This is a genomic window from Enterobacter cloacae complex sp. P29RS (genome assembly GCF_014893445.1).
GTDB classification, from domain to species: domain Bacteria; phylum Pseudomonadota; class Gammaproteobacteria; order Enterobacterales; family Enterobacteriaceae; genus Enterobacter; species Enterobacter intestinihominis.
In genome coordinates, this window is record NZ_JADBPZ010000001.1 from 97,710 (window position 1) to 118,183 (window position 20,474).

At 56.1% G+C, this 20,474-nt stretch carries 21 protein-coding genes and 1 pseudogene; 7 read left to right on the top strand and 15 right to left on the bottom strand.

What is annotated here, in order from left to right:
* Nucleotides 1–70: 70 nt before the first annotated feature.
* Nucleotides 71–916: an N-hydroxyarylamine O-acetyltransferase gene (nhoA, locus tag IM282_RS00435; RefSeq protein WP_058677829.1), complete on the bottom strand. Its 846-nt coding sequence runs from the start codon at nt 914–916 to the stop codon at nt 71–73.
* Between the two features lie 105 nt (nt 917–1,021).
* Here nhoA and IM282_RS00440 point away from each other — a divergent pair, with 105 nt between their 5' ends.
* The 3 genes from IM282_RS00440 (at nt 1,022) to IM282_RS00450 (ending at nt 2,361) form a co-directional block, all read left to right on the top strand.
* The gene (locus IM282_RS00440; RefSeq protein WP_192969992.1) at nt 1,022–1,594 is read left to right on the top strand and encodes a flavin reductase family protein; all 573 of its coding nucleotides are present in this window, start codon (nt 1,022–1,024) and stop codon (nt 1,592–1,594) included.
* A gap of 125 nt (nt 1,595–1,719) precedes the next feature.
* The gene (locus tag IM282_RS00445; protein WP_223862043.1) at nt 1,720–1,932 is read left to right on the top strand and encodes a hypothetical protein; all 213 of its coding nucleotides are present in this window, start codon (nt 1,720–1,722) and stop codon (nt 1,930–1,932) included.
* A gap of 3 nt (nt 1,933–1,935) precedes the next feature.
* Entirely contained in the window at nt 1,936–2,361 is a 426-nt protein-coding gene (locus IM282_RS00450) for a DUF3828 domain-containing protein (RefSeq protein ID WP_003857021.1), read from the top strand.
* Between the two features lie 67 nt (nt 2,362–2,428).
* On the opposite strand, the gene fusA is transcribed toward IM282_RS00450, so the two are convergent.
* Nucleotides 2,429–4,531: an elongation factor G gene (gene fusA / locus IM282_RS00455; RefSeq protein WP_023300184.1), complete on the bottom strand. Its 2,103-nt coding sequence runs from the start codon at nt 4,529–4,531 to the stop codon at nt 2,429–2,431.
* A 161-nt stretch (nt 4,532–4,692) separates the two neighbouring features.
* Between fusA and IM282_RS00460 the strand changes: the two genes are divergently transcribed.
* Entirely contained in the window at nt 4,693–4,995 is a 303-nt protein-coding gene (locus tag IM282_RS00460; RefSeq protein ID WP_022648218.1) for a helix-turn-helix transcriptional regulator, read from the top strand.
* On the opposite strand, the gene IM282_RS00465 is transcribed toward IM282_RS00460, so the two are convergent.
* A complete protein-coding gene (locus IM282_RS00465) occupies nt 4,990–5,925 on the bottom strand; it encodes a LysR family transcriptional regulator (RefSeq protein WP_192969993.1) in 936 nt (311 codons plus the stop codon). The genes IM282_RS00460 and IM282_RS00465 overlap by 6 nt on opposite strands.
* Before the next feature lie 85 nt (nt 5,926–6,010).
* On the opposite strand from IM282_RS00465, the gene IM282_RS00470 reads away from it, so the two are divergent.
* Complete coding sequence (locus IM282_RS00470; RefSeq protein WP_022648220.1) at nt 6,011–6,487, top strand: GNAT family N-acetyltransferase; 477 nt, start codon at nt 6,011–6,013, stop codon at nt 6,485–6,487.
* 139 nt (nt 6,488–6,626) lie between these two features.
* Here the strand turns inward: IM282_RS00470 and IM282_RS00475 are convergent, their stop codons facing one another.
* The 12 genes and pseudogenes from IM282_RS00475 to IM282_RS00535 all read right to left on the bottom strand — a co-directional run bounded on the left by IM282_RS00475 (nt 6,627) and on the right by IM282_RS00535 (nt 17,606).
* Complete coding sequence (locus IM282_RS00475; RefSeq protein ID WP_032624847.1) at nt 6,627–7,262, bottom strand: helix-turn-helix domain-containing protein; 636 nt, start codon at nt 7,260–7,262, stop codon at nt 6,627–6,629.
* A gap of 90 nt (nt 7,263–7,352) precedes the next feature.
* Nucleotides 7,353–8,354 (bottom strand): Kdo(2)-lipid IV(A) acyltransferase, encoded by a 1,002-nt coding sequence (locus tag IM282_RS00480; protein WP_022648222.1) that lies wholly within the window; start codon nt 8,352–8,354, stop codon nt 7,353–7,355.
* Between the two features lie 185 nt (nt 8,355–8,539).
* Nucleotides 8,540–8,770 carry a tautomerase PptA gene (gene pptA, locus IM282_RS00485; RefSeq protein ID WP_022648223.1) on the bottom strand — a complete coding sequence of 77 codons (231 nt, stop codon included), beginning with the start codon at nt 8,768–8,770 and terminating at the stop codon, nt 8,540–8,542.
* 37 nt (nt 8,771–8,807) lie between these two features.
* Entirely contained in the window at nt 8,808–9,425 is a 618-nt protein-coding gene (locus IM282_RS00490; RefSeq protein WP_063148927.1) for a glutathione S-transferase family protein, read from the bottom strand.
* Nucleotides 9,426–9,590: 165 nt separating this feature from the next.
* The gene (locus IM282_RS00495) at nt 9,591–10,478 is read right to left on the bottom strand and encodes a transporter substrate-binding domain-containing protein (RefSeq protein ID WP_022648225.1); all 888 of its coding nucleotides are present in this window, start codon (nt 10,476–10,478) and stop codon (nt 9,591–9,593) included.
* Between the two features lie 9 nt (nt 10,479–10,487).
* Nucleotides 10,488–11,261 carry an amino acid ABC transporter ATP-binding protein gene (locus IM282_RS00500; protein WP_022648226.1) on the bottom strand — a complete coding sequence of 258 codons (774 nt, stop codon included), beginning with the start codon at nt 11,259–11,261 and terminating at the stop codon, nt 10,488–10,490.
* Nucleotides 11,245–12,171, bottom strand: a complete 927-nt coding sequence (locus tag IM282_RS00505; RefSeq protein ID WP_192969994.1) for an amino acid ABC transporter permease — start codon at nt 12,169–12,171, stop codon at nt 11,245–11,247. Before IM282_RS00505 ends, IM282_RS00500 begins: the two co-directional genes overlap by 17 nt.
* Nucleotides 12,172–12,180: 9 nt before the next feature.
* Entirely contained in the window at nt 12,181–12,690 is a 510-nt protein-coding gene (locus tag IM282_RS00510; protein ID WP_192969995.1) for a GNAT family N-acetyltransferase, read from the bottom strand.
* A gap of 9 nt (nt 12,691–12,699) precedes the next feature.
* Nucleotides 12,700–14,963: pseudogene (locus IM282_RS21800) on the bottom strand (NtaA/DmoA family FMN-dependent monooxygenase).
* A 16-nt stretch (nt 14,964–14,979) separates the two neighbouring features.
* Entirely contained in the window at nt 14,980–16,101 is a 1,122-nt protein-coding gene (locus tag IM282_RS00525; protein WP_192969996.1) for an amidohydrolase, read from the bottom strand.
* Nucleotides 16,098–17,099, bottom strand: a complete 1,002-nt coding sequence (locus tag IM282_RS00530) for an MsnO8 family LLM class oxidoreductase (RefSeq protein ID WP_192969997.1) — start codon at nt 17,097–17,099, stop codon at nt 16,098–16,100. Before IM282_RS00530 ends, IM282_RS00525 begins: the two co-directional genes overlap by 4 nt.
* A gap of 108 nt (nt 17,100–17,207) precedes the next feature.
* The gene (locus IM282_RS00535; RefSeq protein WP_022648233.1) at nt 17,208–17,606 is read right to left on the bottom strand and encodes a cupin domain-containing protein; all 399 of its coding nucleotides are present in this window, start codon (nt 17,604–17,606) and stop codon (nt 17,208–17,210) included.
* A 112-nt stretch (nt 17,607–17,718) separates the two neighbouring features.
* On the opposite strand from IM282_RS00535, the gene IM282_RS00540 reads away from it, so the two are divergent.
* Both IM282_RS00540 and ansP read left to right on the top strand, forming a co-directional pair.
* On the top strand, nt 17,719–18,609 hold the full coding sequence (locus IM282_RS00540) for a LysR family transcriptional regulator (RefSeq protein WP_192969998.1): 891 nt from the start codon (nt 17,719–17,721) through the stop codon (nt 18,607–18,609).
* A 327-nt stretch (nt 18,610–18,936) separates the two neighbouring features.
* Nucleotides 18,937–20,433 carry an L-asparagine permease gene (ansP, locus tag IM282_RS00545; protein ID WP_022648235.1) on the top strand — a complete coding sequence of 499 codons (1,497 nt, stop codon included), beginning with the start codon at nt 18,937–18,939 and terminating at the stop codon, nt 20,431–20,433.
* Nucleotides 20,434–20,474 lie beyond the last annotated feature (41 nt).

Below are 20,474 nucleotides of genomic sequence, written 5' to 3' on the forward strand. Positions count from 1 at the left end.
GTGGCGGCTACGCCTTACCCGACCTATGTTCACACGCCCGTAGGCCCGGTAAGGCGTAGTCGCCACCGGGCTATTTCCCCGCCTGCGGATGCGTATCAAACCCTGCCATTACTGCCGTCAGCTCTGCCAGTGTAAAGCCGTGCTTCGGGTCATCAACGCCCAGGCCAAACCGGTCCTGCATCAGCTTATATAGCGCCTCCGCATCCGGCAAATGGATCTGCTCCTCCACATGACCGTTCTGCCAGTGGGTAAAATTAAAGTTGGTCAGCGTCAGCTTGCCCCCGTCCGGCAGGTGGCGACACATCAGCAGGTGATGACGAAAATGGGACTGAGGCCAGTGCGCCGACCAGAAGTTACCCATCACGTAATCGTTGAAGTACTGCGTCCCCAGGTCAAATTGGTACATTGACTGCCAGTGCTCGTGATGGCGGAATTGCAGTACCCAGTCGTTACCCTCGCTCAGCAAACGATAGCACCCGTGCGGGGTTTCCTGCTCCTCGTTGGCGATCAAACGAATCGGCGCCGTCAGCGTTTGTCCGCCAAATCCTACATCAGCGATCCAGCGCTCGCCGTTCAGCTCAACCAGCAGCAACCGGTGCGTGCGCGGCGGCATCTGCGACGGATTCGCCAGCACAACCCGCCCCAGCACGCTGCGTACCGTAAACCCAACTTCGCGCAACACCCGTTCAAACAGGCCATTTTGCTCGAAGCAATATCCCCCCCGACGCGCGGTGACCAGTTTATCCACCAGACACCCGTCGTCCAGATGGATTTCCCGCGGCAAAACGACGTCAATATTTTCAAAAGGGATCGCGCAGTTATGGTGTAAATGGAGCCCCCGCAGGGTATCGATATTAACCTGTACGGGCTGCTGCCAGCCCGTGCGGGCAAAATAAGCACTCAGAAATGGGGACATGATTTGCTCCATGATGTGATATCCCCTGTTTATAAACTATTTTCCCTTATGCATATGCGCAAAAGTGCTTTTTCGGCATACTCATCGTGTACATGAGGAGATCCTATGAGCCACTTTCGTCCTGTTGAATTACGTCATGCCAGCCGTCTTCTGAATCACGGTCCAACCGTGCTCATCACCAGCCGGGATGAGACCATCGATCGTCGCAACGTCATGGCCGCCGCATGGTCTATGCCGGTGGAATTTGAACCCCCGCGTATCGCGATTGTGGTAGACAAAAGCGCGTGGTCACGGGAGTTGATCGAACGCAGCGGGAAATTCGGTATTGTGATCCCCGGCGTGGCGGCAGCCAACTGGACCTGGGTGGTCGGCAGCGTCAGCGGGCGCGACGAGGATAAATTTAACTGCTACGGGATCCCGGTTATTCATGGCCCTGAGCTTGGTCTGCCGGTTATAGAAGAGAAATGTCTGGCGTGGATGGAGTGTCGGTTATTACCTGTCACTTCTGCGGCCGAGAAATATGACACCCTGTTTGGCGAAGTGGTTTCCGCCGCGGCAGATGAACGCGCATTTGTCGCCGGACGCTGGCAGTTTGACGGGGATAAGCTGAATACGCTGCATCATCTGGGGGCCGGGACGTTTGTGACGAGTGGGAAGATGGTGAAGGCGCTGGATTGATTTTTTAATTATACCCATCTGAATTATATAAAATTTCTATGGCATTTTATGTTTATCATAACGATGTTAAACGGAGGATATTTCAGAAGCTGTTGCATAAACAATCTTTCGTAAAGGAACTATCCATGTCATGGAACAAAGATGGCGCAATATCATATGCGAAATCACACGCGCAACCCAGCAGCACGGGTTATTGTGCTCGTTACGTAACAGAAGCGATCAGAGCGGGTGGTCGATTAAAAATCCCCAACACGCGTCTGGCAAAAGATATGGGGCGCACATTAGTCAATGCAGGCTTACCGCAACATACAACCTCATTACGAACTGTTCAGGCATGATTAATGAAACCACTCTACTTTTTACTTTTCGCCCTTTCTCCGCTCGCGGCCGCAGAAAACATTTATGCACCGGGTCAGGCGGCGCTTAAATTCAATCAATGGTATATAGCGCAGTTAGATCAGAACAAACCGCCCGTACTCAATCCAGACATTATGAACGAGTACGTAGCCTCAGGGACCATTGCAGCAATTAAAGAAATGTACTCTGGCGACAGTAACGACAAAGATATGCCCGATGCGGATATGTTTATCAAAGCGCAGGACTGGGATGATGACTGGAATCAGATAACCGTCTTACATTCTGATTTTGACGCCGTTTGCACAAACGTCTATGTCGCATTTGGTAAGAAGCAAGATCATGTTATTGCAGATTGTCTCGTTGAAGAGCAAGGAAAATGGAAAGTGCGCTCGGCGACGCTAATTAAGTAACAGGCATAAACTCCCTGTCGTAATAATAAAGGCACATGGTAGCCAAATGACTACCATGTGCTATTAATTAACTCTTCACGCGCTTCGCAATAATCTCATCCGCCACATTCCGCGGAGCTTCCGCAAAATGATGGAACTCCATCGTATACGTCGCGCGCCCCTGGGACATCGAGCGCAGCGTGGTGGCGTAGCCAAACATTTCAGCCAGCGGGACGTCAGCGCGAATAATCTGGCTGCCGTACTGCTCTGCCATCCCCTGCACCATGCCGCGGCGGGAGGAGAGATCGCCCATAATGTTCCCGGCATACTCTTCCGGCGTTTCCACCTCAACGTGCATCACCGGCTCAAGAATAACCGGATCCGCCCGCCGCGCGCCCTCTTTGAAGCCGAGGATCGCCGCCATGCGGAAGGCCATCTCCGAGGAGTCAACGTCATGGTAGGAACCAAACGTCAGGGTCGCTTTCACATCGACAACCGGATAGCCCGCCAGCACACCCGTATTCATGGCTTCTCGCAAGCCTTTTTCCACCGACGGGATGTACTCCCGCGGCACTACCCCGCCTTTGGTGGCATCTTCAAACACAAAACCACTTCCGGCTGCTAACGGCTCCAGACTCAGGACCACATGACCGTACTGCCCTTTCCCGCCGGACTGTCGGACAAATTTACCTTCAATATCCTTCACCGCTTTACGCAGGGTTTCACGATAGGTGACCTGCGGACGACCAATGTTTGCCTCAACGCCAAACTCACGCTTCATGCGGTCAACGATGATTTCGAGATGCAGTTCGCCCATCCCGGAGATAATGGTCTGACCGGACTCTTCGTCCGTGTGCAGGCGGAAAGACGGATCCTCCGCCGCCAGGCGCTGTAGGGCGATCCCCATTTTCTCCTGATCGGCCTTGGTTTTCGGCTCAATCGCCAGCGAAATAACCGGGTCCGGGAACTCCATCCGTTCAAGGGTGATCACCGCATTCGGGTCGGTCAGCGTGTCACCGGTGGTGACGTCTTTCAGCCCGACACAGGCTGCGATATCCCCTGTGCGCAGCTCGTCCACCTCATGGCGGTCGTTGGCATGCATCAGCACGATGCGCCCGATTCGCTCTTTTTTGCCCTTCACCGGGTTATAAACCGCGTCGCCTTTGCGCAGTATGCCGGAATAGACGCGAATAAAGGTCAACTGTCCGACGTACGGATCGCTCATCAGCTTGAAGGCCAGCGCAGAGAATGGTTCATCATCGCTTGGGTGGCGCTCGGCGTGCTGTCCATCTTCGTCTACCCCATCAATAGCGGGCACGTCCAGTGGAGACGGCATCAATTCAATCACCGCGTCGAGCATGCGCTGCACACCCTTGTTCTTGAAAGCGCTGCCGCACAGCATGGGCTGTATTTCACCGGAGATCGTCCGGATCCGTAACCCTTTGATGATTTCCGCTTCATCCAGTTCACCCGTCTCAAGGTACTTATCCATAAGCTCATCGCTGGCTTCTGCCGCAGACGAGACCATTTTTTCTCGCCACGTCTGGGCGGTGCTCAGCAGATCGTCGGGCACCGGCGCGTAGGTGAACGCCATGCCCTGGGTCGCATCATCCCAAAGAATGGTGCGCATCTTGATGAGATCAACCACGCCGGTGAAGTGTTCCTCTGCGCCCACGGGGATCACAATCGGGACCGGATTAGCTTTCAGCCGCTCCTGCATCATCCGCACCACGCGGAAGAAATCCGCACCCGGGCGGTCCATTTTGTTGACGAATGCCAGACGCGGGACGTGATATTTATTCGCCTGACGCCAGACGGTTTCCGACTGCGGCTGCACGCCGCCGACGGAGTCATAAACCATCACCGCGCCGTCGAGCACACGCATGGAACGTTCCACCTCAATGGTGAAATCCACATGCCCGGGGGTGTCGATAATATTGATGCGGTGCGGTTCAAAGCCTCTGTCCATGCCGGGCCAAAAACAGCTCACCGCCGCCGACGTAATGGTGATCCCGCGCTCCTGCTCCTGCGCCATCCAGTCGGTGGTTGCCGCGCCATCGTGTACTTCACCCAGCTTGTGGCTCATCCCGGTGTAAAACAGGATGCGCTCAGTGGTGGTTGTTTTGCCCGCATCGATATGCGCGGAGATACCGATGTTGCGATAACGTTCGAGGGGAATGGGTCGGGGCATGATATTTCCTTACGTCTTCATGACGGGTTTGTGACGACCAGGATAGTCGCGTGTTTGTTCGTTTGTTATAATAGTCCTATTGTACGAGTATTATCGAACTATTTTTTAACGGTTGACCTATTGTTGATATAGCTCAATCTCACGCGAGACGCAGGAAAACGATGATCCCAAACCACCCGGAACCAGAACAAATACTGCTGGAAAATGTGCTGTTCGCCCTCGGCAATCCGCTGCGGCTGGCGATTATTCGACGGCTGGCCGACGGCAGTGAGCTGAGCTGCAACGCGCTGCGCCCGGACGAGGTGGTGAAATCAACCATGACTCACCACTGGCGTGTACTGCGCGACAGCGGCGTGATCTGGCAGCGCCCGCAGGGGCGCGAGAATATGATTTCACTGAGAAGAGAAGATCTGGACGCCCGCTTTCCGGGGCTGATGGCAATCCTGTTACAGTCGAAATCATAAGCGCTCTGACTGTTGCCCTTCGGCCAGCGCGCGCAGCGTAGCTTTGAGCCAGTTCGTGACGCCTCGTTTCCCGCTGCGCTTGTGCGAATAAATTTTTACTTCAAACGGACTGATGTGGAACGGTAAATCAAAAATTTTAATACGGGTAGCTGGCAGCAGCTTTTCAGCGGCGAATCGAGGTAACGCCATCAGCAGATCGCTTTCTGCAATAACAAACGGGGCGCTGAGCATAGACGGGGTTTTGATCGCAATGTGTCGGGTATAACCCATGCGTCCCAGCTGCAAATCCAGCACCCCCTGCTTCTCATTCCACGGCGTAACCACAAGATGCCGGGCGGCGAGATAATCCTCCAGCGTGAGCGCGCTCCGGCTCGCATTGCTAATCACCACATATTCATCTTCGAACCAGCTGATCTCTTCCAGCTCCGGGTACCGGCGATCCTCAATGGTGCTGAATCCCAGGGCCAAATCCACCTCTCCTGCCAGTAATTCCGTCAACGCCGGGCTGTGCGGCAAATATCGTAATTCCAGACGCAAGCCAGGCGCCGCATGTTGAAGCGTATTCATGAGCGCAGGGAATATGCAGAACGCGGTAAAGTCCGTTATCGCGATCTGCAAACACGCTGTACTGATAGCAGGATCAAATTCCGGCTGCGGCGACAGCTCCTGGTCGAGATATTTCAGGGCCGATGCAATAACTGGCGCAAGCTGGGTGGCATAGACGCTGGGACACATTCGATGTCCTTCCCGGTAGAACAGCGGGTCGTTGAGCGAAACACGCAGCCGTGACAGGGCATGGCTGAGCGCCGAGGTGCTCATCGCCAGCTCATCTGCCGCAAGTCGAACGGAACTGTGGCGATAAATCGCGTCAAAAACCGGCAGAAGGTTTAAATCAAGGCGCCTTAAGGCTGGATGCATAATATTCATCATTTATTGATTTCATTGCACTTAATTCTTCTGACATTAGCCTTTATGCTTATCCCCATCAACTACAAACAAAGATAAAGGGAACGGAATGAGCATTACGATTCGTCAGGCGCGACCTGAAGATGCAGCGGCAATATACGATATGATTTACGAACTCGCAGTCTATGAAAAAGCGCCAGAAGAAGTGGTCACCACGCCGGACGAAATCCGTAAAACGCTGTTTGGTGCAGACAGTAAAACCGAAGCGCTGGTTGCCGAATATGCAGGCCATGCTGTGGGGTATGCCGTTTTTTTCACCAGCTATTCCACCTGGCTTGGCCGCAACGGCATCTATATGGAAGATTTGTATGTCTCCCCGGAATACCGCAGCAAGGGTGCGGGAAAAGCACTGCTTAAAAATATCGCGCAATGCGCAGTGGAACGTCACTGCGGCCGGCTGGAATGGAGCGTGCTTGACTGGAACCAGTCTGCAATTGATTTTTATCTGAGCATCGGCGCGGTACCGCAGTCCGAATGGGTACGCTATCGTCTTGATGGCGAGGCATTGCGGGCATTTGCTGAGTAGCAATGCCATCGCGTGAAACGCCCCTCTTTCTAAGGGGCATAATGTCAATGAAAGCGTTGCTGAAGCACGGTATATCTGAGAAAGAGATTACCGCCTTTTTTGTCTTCTCTGAGACGTTCGACGATTCAGCGACCGAGGCTCATTCCGGCTGCGTCAGGCTGTAGACGGGGATCCGCCGGGTTGTCATCGTTAGCGTATCAAACACCTCAGTCTCTGACGTCACAATCCTCGTGCCCGTTTTTCTTAGCCTCTGCACATCGGCCGCGATGCGCTGAATGCCAAACCAGAAAAGCCCGTCGAGCGCCGTTACAGATAGTCCATTTTCGAGTGCCAGTTTGAGTCGTTCCCTGGGCGCTTTCACCTGCTGTGCAATTTGCCGGTAAGGTACTTCACTTCCGCCAGTGCTGTCGCTTCGCTGGATCCGCGTTTTCAGGTGATAGGTAAATTCGTCAGGAACGCTTTCCAGGTCCTGTTTAAGGCTGTAAACGCAGCCAAACCGCTTGCCGTTGAACAGGACATTTTTTTGACTGAGCTGGAACTCATTTCTGATCCCATCAATCAACTGCGGGGCGCGGGTGAGGAGTAACCGGAAGGGAAGCTCAAAGCTGGTCACATAATCCACATTCAGCAGCGCGAGACGCAAACGCTCTTCCGCACCGGATTTTTGCTCGCGACACTCGCGCATCACTTCTGCCCACTGGCGGGTCAGACGTTCTGGCTCGGCGACTTCGGTGAGGAGATATTTTTCAAGGTGATAGTCGACTCTTCCGGTCATATTTTGCATCCCGACAAGGTGGATGCGGTAATTCTATCCAGCGGCGCAGATTTTATAAAGGGCGGAGCGCAACGGCATCCGCCCCCTGTGTTACTGCTGGATACTCGACCGATCCGACATATCGCTGGCAGAGAAAGTTCTGACTGAGGACTGGACCTGTTTTTTTCGCGCATACCGGTCCGGTTGCCCTTCAGGACGCGTTTTGAAGCGACGGTGCAGCCACATATATTGCTCGGGTGCCATCATCACCGCACGCTCAATCGCCCTGTTCATCTGCGTAGCCACGGCCACTTTATCGCCTCCCTGCAAGGTATCGCTAATATCGTCCAGGATAATCAGCTCATACCCTGTGCCGTCTGCTTTTCTGCGTGGTACAAACGGGATCACGGCCGGTCTGGCACTTTTCACCAGCATATAGCTCCCGGCAGTTGTCGCGGCGTCCGGGACGGCAAAAAACGGCACAAACACGCTATTCGTTTTTCCATAGTCGTGATCCGGGGCATACCAAAGGATCTCATTTTGCTTAAGCGCGCGGATCATGCCCTTCAAATCGTAGCGGTCGAGCATGGTTTTATTGGAACGCAGACGACCGCGCGTCTGTAGCCAGTCGAGCAACGCATTGTTGTTGGGACGATAGACGCCAATACCCGCGTTGAGCATGCCAAAGATGCGTGCGCCTAATTCCAGCGTGAGAAAATGCATGCCAATGAGCACCACGCCCCTTCCTTGCGCCCGTGCCTGTTCCATATGTTCGTAGCCGGTCACGCTGAAGTGTTTGCGCACGCGCCAGTCAGGCCAGAACCACGCGATGCCCGTTTCGATGACGCCCATTCCAACCGATTCAAAATTACGCTCAAGCAAACGCTCGCGCTCACCCTCTTTCATCTCCGGAAAGCAAAGCTCAAGATTTCGTCTGGCGATTTCCACGCGGCGTGGAAGCATGCGCATAGCCAGACGCCCGAGTCCGTGCCCTGCTTTTAACAGAAGCGAATATGGGAGCTGGACCGTACACCAGAGTGCGGCGATGCCTGCCCAACTGAACCAGTAACGAGGATGAATAAAGGCGAGTGAAAACCGAGGTAATTTTGTCATGAAAAAATTATCCTTTTACTATCTGTACTTAATCTGGTGCAGTTGTAGTGCATACCTGCTGATTTAACGAATATTGTTCGGAGGAGTGAATTGTAGCGGAAATGTTGTGCTGTTTATTATCGATTTTTGCGAAAGGAATGAAAGGCGGGGATCGCCGGGTGATACTGCACCACCCGGCAGGCGAGTTACATCGAATAGCCGGGCTTCTTAATCAGTTCATCCAGTTTAGGTCCAATCTCGGTATCCCAGACCTGCGCCTTCCAGTCAGCTTCCTGGACTTCGTGAAGCGCCACGGAGATTGAGCGATCTTTGCTGTTCAGATGACGGACTATCGTTTCGGCGATATCCGCCGCCAGGGCCGTTTTTTGTTCGTCAGTCAGATCGCGTGGAAAACATTTGATATCAACGTGAGGCATGGGCAGGGCTCCTTTTATAGGTTAGCGTTCCACGTTATCAGATTATGTCGTTAGCTTTTAGCACCTTGTGCAGTTCTGGCAACGCGCAGACGGCATTCGCGATGGCGGTGATATTAGGTGCGTTGGTGGTAAACCACTCATGACCTGGCCCCCAGGTACGCACGACGGCAATATAGACGTCAAGCAGCGTTAGCTGTTGGCCAAAGGCATAAGGCGAGGCGCTGAGCTGGCTGTCAAACCACAGATAGAGGGATTTCCGGTACTCAATACAGTTTTTCTTCAGCTGTTCCGGGGCATCAGGCACCCAGCGTTCCGGGTAATCTGCATACGTAAAGGTGGGATAGACGTTCGCCACAAACCAGATGAGCAGGCGCTGAAACTGCTGGCGCTCGGCCTGCCCAACGGGCGGCGCGAGGTCGGGTCGTCTGTCGAGCACCATCAGGGCGATCGCCGCGGTTTCCGTCACGATCGCCCCGTTCTCCAGCTCCAGCGTCGGCACCTGGCACAGCGGGTTCAGTTTCAACAGCAATTCGCGCTGCGGGCCGGGCTGGTCAAACCCGTCCACGTTGACGAACTGATACGGGATGTCTGCCAGAGTCAGCATCACCTCACTGATTGCCGATCCCCAGCCGGGTACGCCATAGAGTTTGATCATGTTGCCTCCTCAGGGATGAAAACCCTAAGTGTATACCCGTCATACTCAAGTTGCAGGTGCGTTGGCTGCATTCACTCACCCCAGTCACGTACTTATGTACGCTCCCGGGGATTCGTTCCCTTGCCGCCTTCCTGCAACTCGAATTATTTAGGGTATAGAGCACCATTAGTAGGTTATCCCGGGTGGATTAACGTCTGAAGACGTCACTGCTTCGCCCGCTTCCCCCCAGCGCGCCAGCACCTTTTGATAATCCCCGCGCTTAATCGCACCGTCCAGCGCAGCCTGCAACGCATACACCAGCCCATTGCCTTTTTTGGTTGTGGTGGCGACATAGGCTTTCTTCGGGCCTAATCCCACGACGCGGGTTTTGCCGGTTAACGCGGCTTTGTAGGCCGAAACGGACTGCGGTCCAAAGAAGACATCCGCCCTGCCGGACTGAATATAGAGATTGCCTGAGGCGTCGTCGGTCAGATAAACCGGCAACGCAGGCTCGCGTCCGGCCTTTTTATTCTCTTCGTTCCAGCCCAGCAGAATACGTTCCTGATTGGTGCCTGACCCGACAATCACCTTTTTACCGGCCAGATCTTTCGCACTGGTGATCGACTGTACGTTGCTGGTGGATTTCACCGAGAAGGCCAGGGAATCGACGCGATAGGTTGCAAAATCGAACTTCTCCTTACGTTGCTCGGTGACGGCGATATTCACCAACGCCACGTCATAGCGCCCGGAAGTGATCCCCAGCGGCCAGTCTTCCCACGCCGTTGGCACCAGCTTCAGCTTCAGCCCCAGACTGCCCGCCAGCAACCGGGCGATATCCGGGTCGCTGCCAATACGGGTGCGGTTATCACTGGCCAGCAGCGCCAGCGGCGGAGAATTCAGGGCTGAAATCGCCACCGTGAGGGTACCCGGCTCAACAAATTTATAGTTCGCCGGGATTTTCGCCACTGCCTGTTGATCAACCGTCACTGGCAGCGGCTGTTCGTTGGCCTTTAAATCAATGCTGGCGTGGCTCGCTGTCGTGAAGACCAGCCCCGCCAGGAGTCCATATTTCATCTGCGCTCCTTACAGCACTTTTGAGAGGAACTGGCGCGTTCGCGGATGCGACGGTCGGTTTAACACGTCGTCGCTGCTGCCCTGCTCCACAATTTTACCGTCGACCATAAATACCACCTGGTCCGCCACTTCCCGTGCAAAGCCGATCTCATGGGTGACCACCACCAGCGTAGTGCCGGAGCGGGCGAGCTTTTTAATCACGTCCAGCACTTCGCCAACCAGTTCCGGATCCAGCGCCGAGGTTGGTTCATCAAACAGCATCACGCGCGGGCGCAGCGCCAGCGCGCGGGCAATGGCAATGCGCTGCTGTTGGCCGCCGGAGAGGTGACGCGACCAGGCATCGGCTTTATCGCGCAGACCTACCACATCCAGAAGGCTGTAGGCGTTTTCAATAGCCTCTTTTTTACTGAACTTTTTATGCGCGATGGGTGCTTCAACCAGGTTTTCCAGCACCGTAAGATGCGGAAAAAGATTGAAGTTCTGAAACACGTACCCAACGTTGACGCGCTGTTTGAGGATCTCTTTCTCTTTGAGCTCGTAGAGTTTGTCACCCTGACGGCGATAGCCGATGTAATCCCCGTCAATCTGGATAAAGCCTTCGTCTACGCGCTCCAGATGGTTAATAGTGCGCAGCAGCGTCGATTTTCCCGATCCAGAGGGTCCGAGGATCACCGTCACGGAGCCCGGTGGGATCTCAAGCGTGACGTTATCGAGCGCTTTATGTCGGCCAAAAAACTTACTGACGCCGGTTATGGAAATGTGTCCTTCAGGAGAGGCTTGCATGAACGGGCTCCTGTGCTGACGAAGTGGTGACGGAACGCGCGCGGCTGGTCGCCCGGCTCTGGTTTACGGCGGAGCGGCGCTCGCTGCGGGCGAGTCCACGCTCAATAACATGCTGGATGGCAGACAGTACGGTGGTGATCACCAGATACCAGACGGCCCCCACCATCAACAGCGGGATCACCTCCTGGGTGCGGTTGTAGATCATCTGGATCGTGTAGAACAGTTCCGGCATCGCCAGCACGTAAACCATCGCCGTCCCTTTGGCGAGGCTGATGATTTCGTTAAACCCGGACGGCAGGATGGTGCGCAGCGCCTGGGGGAGAATTATGCGCACGGTGCGACGCCACGCCGGCAGACCCAGCGCAGCGGCCGCCTCATACTGACCGTGGTCGACCCCAAGGAAGCCCCCGCGAATGATCTCCGCAGTATAGGCGCTCTGCACCAGCGTCAGCCCCACGATGGCGGTAGAAAACTGCCCGAGAACGTTGATGGTTTCAAAGCTGCCCCAGGTAATGCCGGTAAAAGGCACGCCGAGAGAGAGCGTGTCGTAGAGATAGGAGAAGTTATAGAGGATAATCAGTACCACGATCAGCGGCAGCGATCGGAACAGCCAGATGTAACCCCACGCCAGGCTACCCAACAGCCATGATGACGAGAGCCGAGCCAGCGCCAGCATGCCGCCAATCACCACGCTCAGTACGGTGCTTATCAACGTCAGCAGCAGCGTCTGTCCGACGCCTTCGAGAATCACCGGGTCAAAGAACCAGCGGGCAAATACCGCCCATTCCCAGCGCGGATTAAAGGCCACGGACTGGATCACGACCGCCAGCACAAACAGCGCCACCACGGCGCCAGCAGCGCGCAGCGGATAACGTGCCGGGACCACTTTTATGGTTTCAACGTTGCTCATCGTCGCTCCTTATGCGGTTTTGCTGAGCGCTTCGCGGATCAGCGTCTTGGTGAAACGCAGCCGACCGTCGAACGGCGGCTGGCTATACTCTTCCGGGTCGCGGTTGAGATCGAACTGCGGCTGATACCCCTGACTGAGATAGAGCCGCACCGCCTCCGGCTGACGAAACCCCGTAGTCAGGTAGATGTGGCTGTAACCCGCCAGCACCGCCCGGCGCTCCAGCTCCTGTACCACGCGCGCGGCCAGTCCCTGCTGGCGCAGCGTTTTATTCGTCCAGATACGTTTGATCTCTGCGGTATGTTCGTCGAAGGGCTTGTACGCCCCGGTGGCGATGATCTCACCCTCGCGCTCCAGGACGATAAACAGCCCCTGCGGCGCCAGGTACCACTCTGTCAGCTCGACTTCCGCATCCTTTGAAAAGTAGTCGCCGTAACGAGCGGCGTACTCACCGAAAAGCCCCTCGATAATGGGCTGAAGATCGGCATCTTCCGGCGAAACGTCACGAAATTGTTCATGCATAGCGCCTCCTTAATCGCCCAGACCCGCCGGGTTAACTTCGGAACTGGAGATACGCTCCACGCCTTCCCCCCAGCGGTTTAGCACCTTGTCGTAATCTCCGTTCTTGATTGCGCCGTTCAGCGCGGTTTGTACCGGTTCGACCAGGCCGCTGCCTTTTTTCAGCGTCACCGCGATATGCGCCGCCTTCGGCCAGCCGCCGTCGACGCTGCCGACCAGTTTGGTTTTACCGTTAAGCGCCGCTTTCCAGGCGCCGATCACGTTCGGGCCAAAGTAGGCGTCCGCGCGTCCGGACTGAAGCGCCAGCGTTTGGGCCGCGTCGTCTTTGGTGTAGATCGGCGTAAAGGGTTTAAGCCCTTTTTTGAGGTTCTCTTCGTTCCATGCCAGCAGAATGGCTTCCTGGTTGGTGCCGGAACCCACGATGATGCGCAGCCCGGCGATATCCTCTGCCTTCACAAGCGAGTTGATGGGACTGGTGGATTTCACGTAGAAGCCAAGTGAATCCTTGCGATAGGTGGCGAAGTCGAACTTCTCTTTGCGCGCTTTGGTGACGGTGATGTTGCTGATAGCCGCATCGTATTTCCCGGAGGCCACCCCCAGCGGCCAGTCCTCCCAGGAGGTGGGAACCACGTTCAGCTCCAGCCCAAGGCTGTCCGCCACCAGACGCGCAATGTCGACCTCACTTCCCAGCAGGGTCTTGTTGTCGTCGGAAAAGACCGTCAGCGGCGGTTGATTCAGTCCCGCCACCGCCACGGTAAATTTCCCCGGCACGGCAAAGCGATAGTCTTTCGGCAGTTGCGCGATCGCATCGCTGTTTTTGGCGGTATTGATCGGCGTTTTATTGGCCTCAATGCTCACGCCGGTGCCGTTAATATTGACGTTCTCTGCCCAGACGGCAGGGGTAAAAGCCAGCGCAAGCGCCAGAATAAGCGATGATTTCTGCATAGCGTTTTTCTCTTTTATTGTTGTGTGAACTGATTTTTGGGCTCGTCTAAGCCCAGACTTTCGCGCAGCGTGGTGCCGGGATAGTCGGTGCGGAACAGGCCGCGCGCCTGTAAAAGGGGGACCACCTGGTCGACAAAGCGCGGGAAGGTGTCCGGCGTACCGCCCTGAATGATGAAGCCATCCGCCGCCTTCTCCTCGAACCAGGCCTGTAAACCATCGGCCACCTGCTCCGGTGTGCCGGAAAAACGCGGGCGCGGCGATGCGGCTTCCAGCGCGACCTGACGCAGAGTTAAGTTGCGCTCACGGGCGTTACGCTTGATTTCATCGGTGGTGCTGCGGAAGCTGTTTTTGCCCAAATCGCCAATGTCCGGGAACGGCGCGTCGAGGGAATACTGGCTGAAGTCGTGATGCTCGAAATAACGTCCAAGGTAATTCAGCGCATCATTAATGGAGACCAGTGCCGCCGTGGTTTGATACTGGTTTTCTACGTCATCGGCGTCGTTTCCAACAATCACGCTGACGCCCTGGAATATATGTAAATCCCCTGCGCGGCGGCCGTGACTTTCCAGCTGCTGTTTAACATCGCGGTAAAAAGCCTGGGCTTCTTCCAGCGTGTCATGGTGGGTAAAAATCGCGTCAGCATGTTTTGCCGCCAGCTTTTTACCGTCGTCGGACGCACCAGCCTGAAAGACAATCGGACGTCCCTGCGGGGTGCGGCCAATATTCAGCGGGCCAGAAACCCGGAAGAAATCACCGTGGTGATCCAGAGTATGCAGTTTCGACGCATCAAAGAACTGTCCGCTCTCTTTATTGCGGATAAAGGCATCCCCTTCCCAGGAGTCCCACAGCCCTTTCACCACGTCGAGATACTCATCGGCAATGCGGTAGCGCAGCGCATGCTCCGGGTGTTTTTCGCGGGAGAAGTTCTTCGCTGACCCTTCCAGCGGCGACGTCACCACGTTCCAGCCCGCGCGTCCGTTGCTCAGGTGATCGAGGCTGGCGAACTGGCGTGCAGCGGTGAAAGGCTCGCTGTACGAGGTGGATAACGTGCCGACCAGCCCCAGGCGCGAGGTGATACTCGCCAGCGCGGACAACAGCGTCAGCGGCTCAAAGCGGTTTAAAAAATGCGGAATGGATTTCTCGTTAATATAAAGACCGTCGGCCACAAATATAAAGTCGAGCTTGCCCTCTTCTGCTTTTAAAGCCGTTTCTTTGACGAAATCAAAATTAATGCTGGCATCCGCGACCGCCGCGGGATGGCGCCAGGCAGACATATTTCCGGATGCACCATGCAAAATGGTCCCCAGCCGCAATTGACGATGTGCAGACATATTCACCTCAAATTAATTAAACGTGTTGCAGGGCTTTTTCCGCGAGCTGAGCAAAATAGCGGGCAGCGGGTTCGATTAATGCTTCGTCCGGGTTAAATGCCGGGTGATGTAACCCAAACGGACTGTTGCTGCCAATGCTGACAAACGCGCCGGGTATGTTTTGCAGATAGACCGCGAAATCCTCCCCGCCCATGTGCAGTTCCGCATGCCGGGTTTCATATCCCGCTTCGCGCGCAACCGAGGTGGCAAACCCGGCCCAGTGCTCATCGTTCACCAGCGCGGTGGGTCCGGCGTACCAGGTGATGTTGATCTGCGCGCTAAAGGCGCTGGCAAATCCGGCGGCGATTTCACCGACGCGCGCTTTCACGTTCTGCTGCACTTCCGTGCGCAGCGTGCGCAGCGTGCCCTCCAGCTCAACGCTTTCCGGCAGCACGTTCCAGGTATTCCCCCCGGCGATGCGCGTCACGCTCAGAACAACCGAATCCAGCGTATTGACGTTACGGCTGGCAACGCTTTGCAGCGCGGTCACCAGCTGGCTTGCCAGCACGATGGCGTCGTTGCCTTCATGGGGACGTGCGGCATGCGCGCCTTTGCCGGTAACATGAATAACGAAGCGATCGACGTTCGCATAGAATGGGCCGCCGCGCGTAGCAAACTCGCCGACCGGCAGTGAAGGCTCGTTATGCATTCCGAAAATCGCGCGTACGTCACGTAACGCCCCGGCCCGCACCATACTTTTTGCTCCGCCGAAATTCTCTTCCGCAGGCTGGAACAGGATCCGCACGCGACCGTTGAGCGAGGCTTCCCGCTCCTTTAGCTTTAACGCAGCGCCGAGGATCACGCTGGTGTGGATGTCGTGGCCACAGGCATGCATCACCCCCGCACGCCGGGAGCTAAACGGCACCCCACTGCGCTCGTCGATGGGTAACGCGTCGATATCGGCACGCAGCGCAACCAGTGCGTTGCCCGTGCCGATCTCCGCAACCAGTCCGGTCTGGAGATCGTAAGGCAGCGGTGCAATCCCGGCCGCCGTCAGCCACTCGCGCAGGCGCGCCGTTGTTTCGACCTCCTGACCGGAGAGTTCAGGGTTCTGGTGCAGCTCACGGCGCCAGGCAATCAGTTGTTCGCTAAAGCTCATACGGTCACCTCCCTGTTAAATCGCGCCTCGGCCAGCAGTCGCAGTGACTGCACGCGCGTTGCGCCATCAGCGACCGGCGTGTCGATGATAAATTCGTCAATTCCCCACTGCTGATGCAGCGCGTTGAGCTGTTCAAGCACCGAATCCGCCGTTCCGGCCAGCAGAGACTGCGCCCGACGCGCGATGCGCACCGGGTCACTCCCCGCCTGCCGCGCAAAGGCGTAGGCCTGTTCTTCGCTGGCCACGGTGACGCGCTGTCCGTTTACCAGCTCCACGCCCCACACTTCAACCTTCTGCGCCAGCGCATCGGCCTCAGCCTGGGTTGGGGCAACAATGACCTGCACGGCCACAATCACCTCCCGGACGCTGTGTTGACGCCACGCTGTGACGACCTCGCGCAGCAGCTCAGAATCACCGTTCAGATGGGCGGCAAAGACAAAATGCCAGTCGAGGGAGGCCGCCAGTAGCGCGCTTTCGGTACTGGCGCCCAGCAGAAATCCCCGGGCAGGCACCGGCGGCAGCGGCGTGGCGCGAACGTCCTCCTCCGCTGACTGATTTTCAGGGCGGATCCAGCGATCAAGCTGCGTCAGTTGTTCAGTAAAGCTGCCTTTTTCCTGCGGATTTAGGCCGTACTGCAAGGCGCGGGTAGAGAGCGGCAGACCGCCGGGCGCTTTGCCAACGCCCAGATCAACCCGGCCCGGCGCAATGGCGGCCAGTACGTTAAAATTTTCGGCGACTTTATAGGGGCTGTAATGTTGCAGCATGACGCCGCCTGAGCCCACGCGAATACGTTTTGTTTGCCCCAGGATCCAGGCAATCAGCAGCTCCGGCGAGGGGCTGGCAAGCTGCGGGGTATTGTGGTGTTCGGCAATCCAGAAGCGGTGATAACCCAGCGTTTCTGCCTGTTGCGCCAGTGCTAAGGTTCGCGCCAGCGCATCGGCGGCTGTTTCGTGTTCTGCGACGGGGCTTTTATCCAGAATGCTGATTCGCCATGACATGTTGCGTTCTCGTTTGACTTAACATGTCGTCATTATTAAAGGCGGATTTCACCTCTGAGAAACAATTAATTTACATTTGGATTGCCGGAAATCAGCTATAGCTTACCGCTACTCGTTCGGATACTGCTCGTCGGTGACCTTCTCCAGCCATGCCACCGGGCTCCCGTCGACAGCTTCTGCGATGGCGATATGGGTCATGGCCGTCTGCGCGCTTGCGCCGTGCCAGTGCTTCACGCCGGGTGGGATCCAGGCGATATCACCCTGATTCAGCGGTTCCGCCTCTTTCCCCCACTCCTGTAACCAGCCGCGCCCCTGCGTCACGATCAGCGTTTGTCCAAGAGGATGCGTATGCCAGGCGGTACGTGCGCCGGGTTCAAAGGTGACGGTCGCGCCGCCGACTTTTGCCGGTTCAGTCGCCTGGAAAGGTGCGTCAATGCGCACGCTGCCGGTAAACCAGGCCTCTGGCCCATGAACGGAAGGTAGCGAACCGCTACGGATAATTTTCATGATCTACTCCTCGTTTGCTATTGCGTTAACAGTAGCGTAAAGCCATGGGGAGCATTAGAGTGCATAATCAGAAAGGAACTATGAGTTCAATTCATAAATAGGATAAGCCGCCATGTTAAAAGACAACTTCAACGATCTGCTCTCCTTTATGGTTGTCGCCCGGGAGCGCAGTTTTACCCGCGCCGCGGCGCAGCTTGGGGTATCTCAGTCGGCGCTCAGTCACGCAATGCGCAATCTGGAAGCGAGGCTGGAAGTCCGTCTGTTAACCCGCACCACCCGCAGCGTGGCCCCTACCGAGGCCGGCGAGCAACTCTTCATGCGCTTAAGCCCCCATCTGCTGGAGATCGAGCAGGAACTTACCGCGCTGCGTGATACCCGCGACAGACCTGCCGGGAATATTCGCCTAACCGCCGGGGAGCACGCCATGTTTGCCGTGCTGTGGCCTGTGCTTAAACCCTTTATGGCGCAGTATCCTGACATCAACGTTGAAGTCACGGTGGACGATGGGCTGACAAATATTGTCGATGGCCGCTTTGACGCGGGGGTGCGTCTGGGTGAGCAGGTGGCGAAAGATATGATTGCGATACGTATTGCCCCGGACATGCGCATGGCGGTCGTCGGGTCGGCAGACTATTTGCATCGTTTCGGGGTACCGGAAACGCCGGAGCAGCTTGATCAGCACCGCTGCATTAATATGCGCCTGCCCACACGCGGCGGATTATATGCCTGGGAATTTGAACGGGACGGACGTGAGCTGCGCGTGCGGGTTGACGGCCAATTGATCCTCAACAGCCTGCCGCAACGCATTGATGCCGCCGAAAACGGTCTGGGGCTGGCGTACGTCCCGGAAGATGCGGTTCAGGACGCCCTTGCTGAGGGCCGGTTAGTGCGTGTGCTTGAAGCCTGGTGTCCGGCTTTTGCCGGTTATCATCTCTATTATCCGAGCCGCCGCCAGCACACTTCCGCGTTTTCATTACTTATCGCAGCTCTGCGGCATCCATAAGCTCTACCTATAGGTAACTATTAAGTAAACCTGATGATTAAATCAGCATTCACAGACCTTTTTGCCTAAAAAAACGTCACGATTCAGCGCGTTGTGATCGCAGTCTGCTCTGACCACACGATTTCCTTCGACGAGCATCACTTTCGGCACGGTTATATTTTGCGTCGCTTATCAATTGCGGGTAGGATGCCTCGCCATGTTTTGCCTTATCCATACACAGAATGACTGGAAAGGCAGCATGTGTCTGCGCAGAAGCAATCGTTTGTTTCGGCTTCTGCCAGGCAGGACTATCACGTTAATGGTTCAGACAGGCAAACAGGTAACTCAATGAAAACAAGCAATAAAAGCGCAGCCGATCATCATGCTGCTAAACGTCGCTGGTTGAACTCTCATGAAGAGGGCTATCACAAGGCGATGGGCAACCGTCAGGTGCAGATGATCGCCATCGGCGGCGCTATCGGTACAGGTCTTTTTTTAGGTGCAGGCGCACGTCTGCAAATGGCTGGCCCCGCGCTCGCCCTGGTCTATCTGGTGTGCGGGATCTTCTCTTTCTTCATTCTTCGCGCCCTCGGCGAGCTGGTGCTCCACCGCCCTTCCAGCGGTAGCTTTGTCTCTTACGCCCGTGAATTTCTCGGTGAAAAGGCCGCGTATGTCGCGGGCTGGATGTACTTCGTTAACTGGGCAATGACCGGTATCGTCGATATCACCGCCGTTGCGCTGTACATGCACTACTGGGGCGCGTTTGGCGATGTGCCGCAGTGGGTGTTCGCCCTCGGGGCGCTGGCAATCGTCGGGACCATGAACATGATCGGCGTGAAATGGTTCGCCGAGATGGAGTTCTGGTTCGCGCTGGTGAAGGTGCTGGCCATTGTGATCTTCCTGGTGGTCGGGACCGTATTCCTCGGCACCGGTAAACCGCTGGACGGCAACGCCACCGGCTTCCACCTGATTACCGATAACGGTGGTTTCTTCCCGCACGGCCTGCTGCCAGCGCTGGTTCTGGTGCAGGGTGTGGTGTTCGCCTTTGCCTCCATCGAACTGGTCGGTACGGCGGCAGGTGAATGTAAAGATCCGCAGACGATGGTGCCAAAAGCCATCAACAGCGTGATCTGGCGTATCGGTCTGTTCTATGTGGGCTCCGTGGTATTGCTGGTACTGCTGCTGCCGTGGAATGCATACCAGGCGGGGCAAAGTCCGTTTGTGACCTTCTTCTCTAAGCTGGGCGTGCCGTACGTGGGCAGCATCATGAACATCGTGGTACTGACTGCCGCGCTTTCCAGCCTGAACTCCGGGCTCTATTCGACGGGCCGTATCCTGCGCTCCATGTCGATGGGGGGCTCTGCGCCGAAGTTTATGTCGAAGATGAGCAAGCAGCAGGTGCCTTACGCGGGTATTCTGGCTACGCTGGTGGTGTATATCTTTGGCGTGTTCCTGAACTATCTCGTGCCGTCTCAGGTGTTTGAGATCGTGCTGAACGTCGCTGCGCTGGGCATCATCGCCTCCTGGGCCTTTATCGTGGTGTGTCAGATGCGTCTGCGCAAAGCAATTAAAGAAGGGAAAGCGGCTGACGTCAGCTTCAAGCTGCCGGGCGCGCCGGTAACATCCTGGCTTACCCTGCTATTCCTGTTGAGCGTGCTGGTGCTGATGGCCTTCGACTACCCTAACGGCACCTACACCATCGCTACAATCCCGCTGCTGGCGGTGCTGTTGATTGCCGGCTGGTTTGGCGTGCGTAAACGCGTGAATGAAATCCACAGTACCGCCCCGGTTCATCCTGGAGATGACAAACAGGATGGTCCGCTGGTGGAAGAGACGTCGCGTTAATAAAAAAGCCGGGTGGCGGCTACGCCTTACCCGGCCTGCAT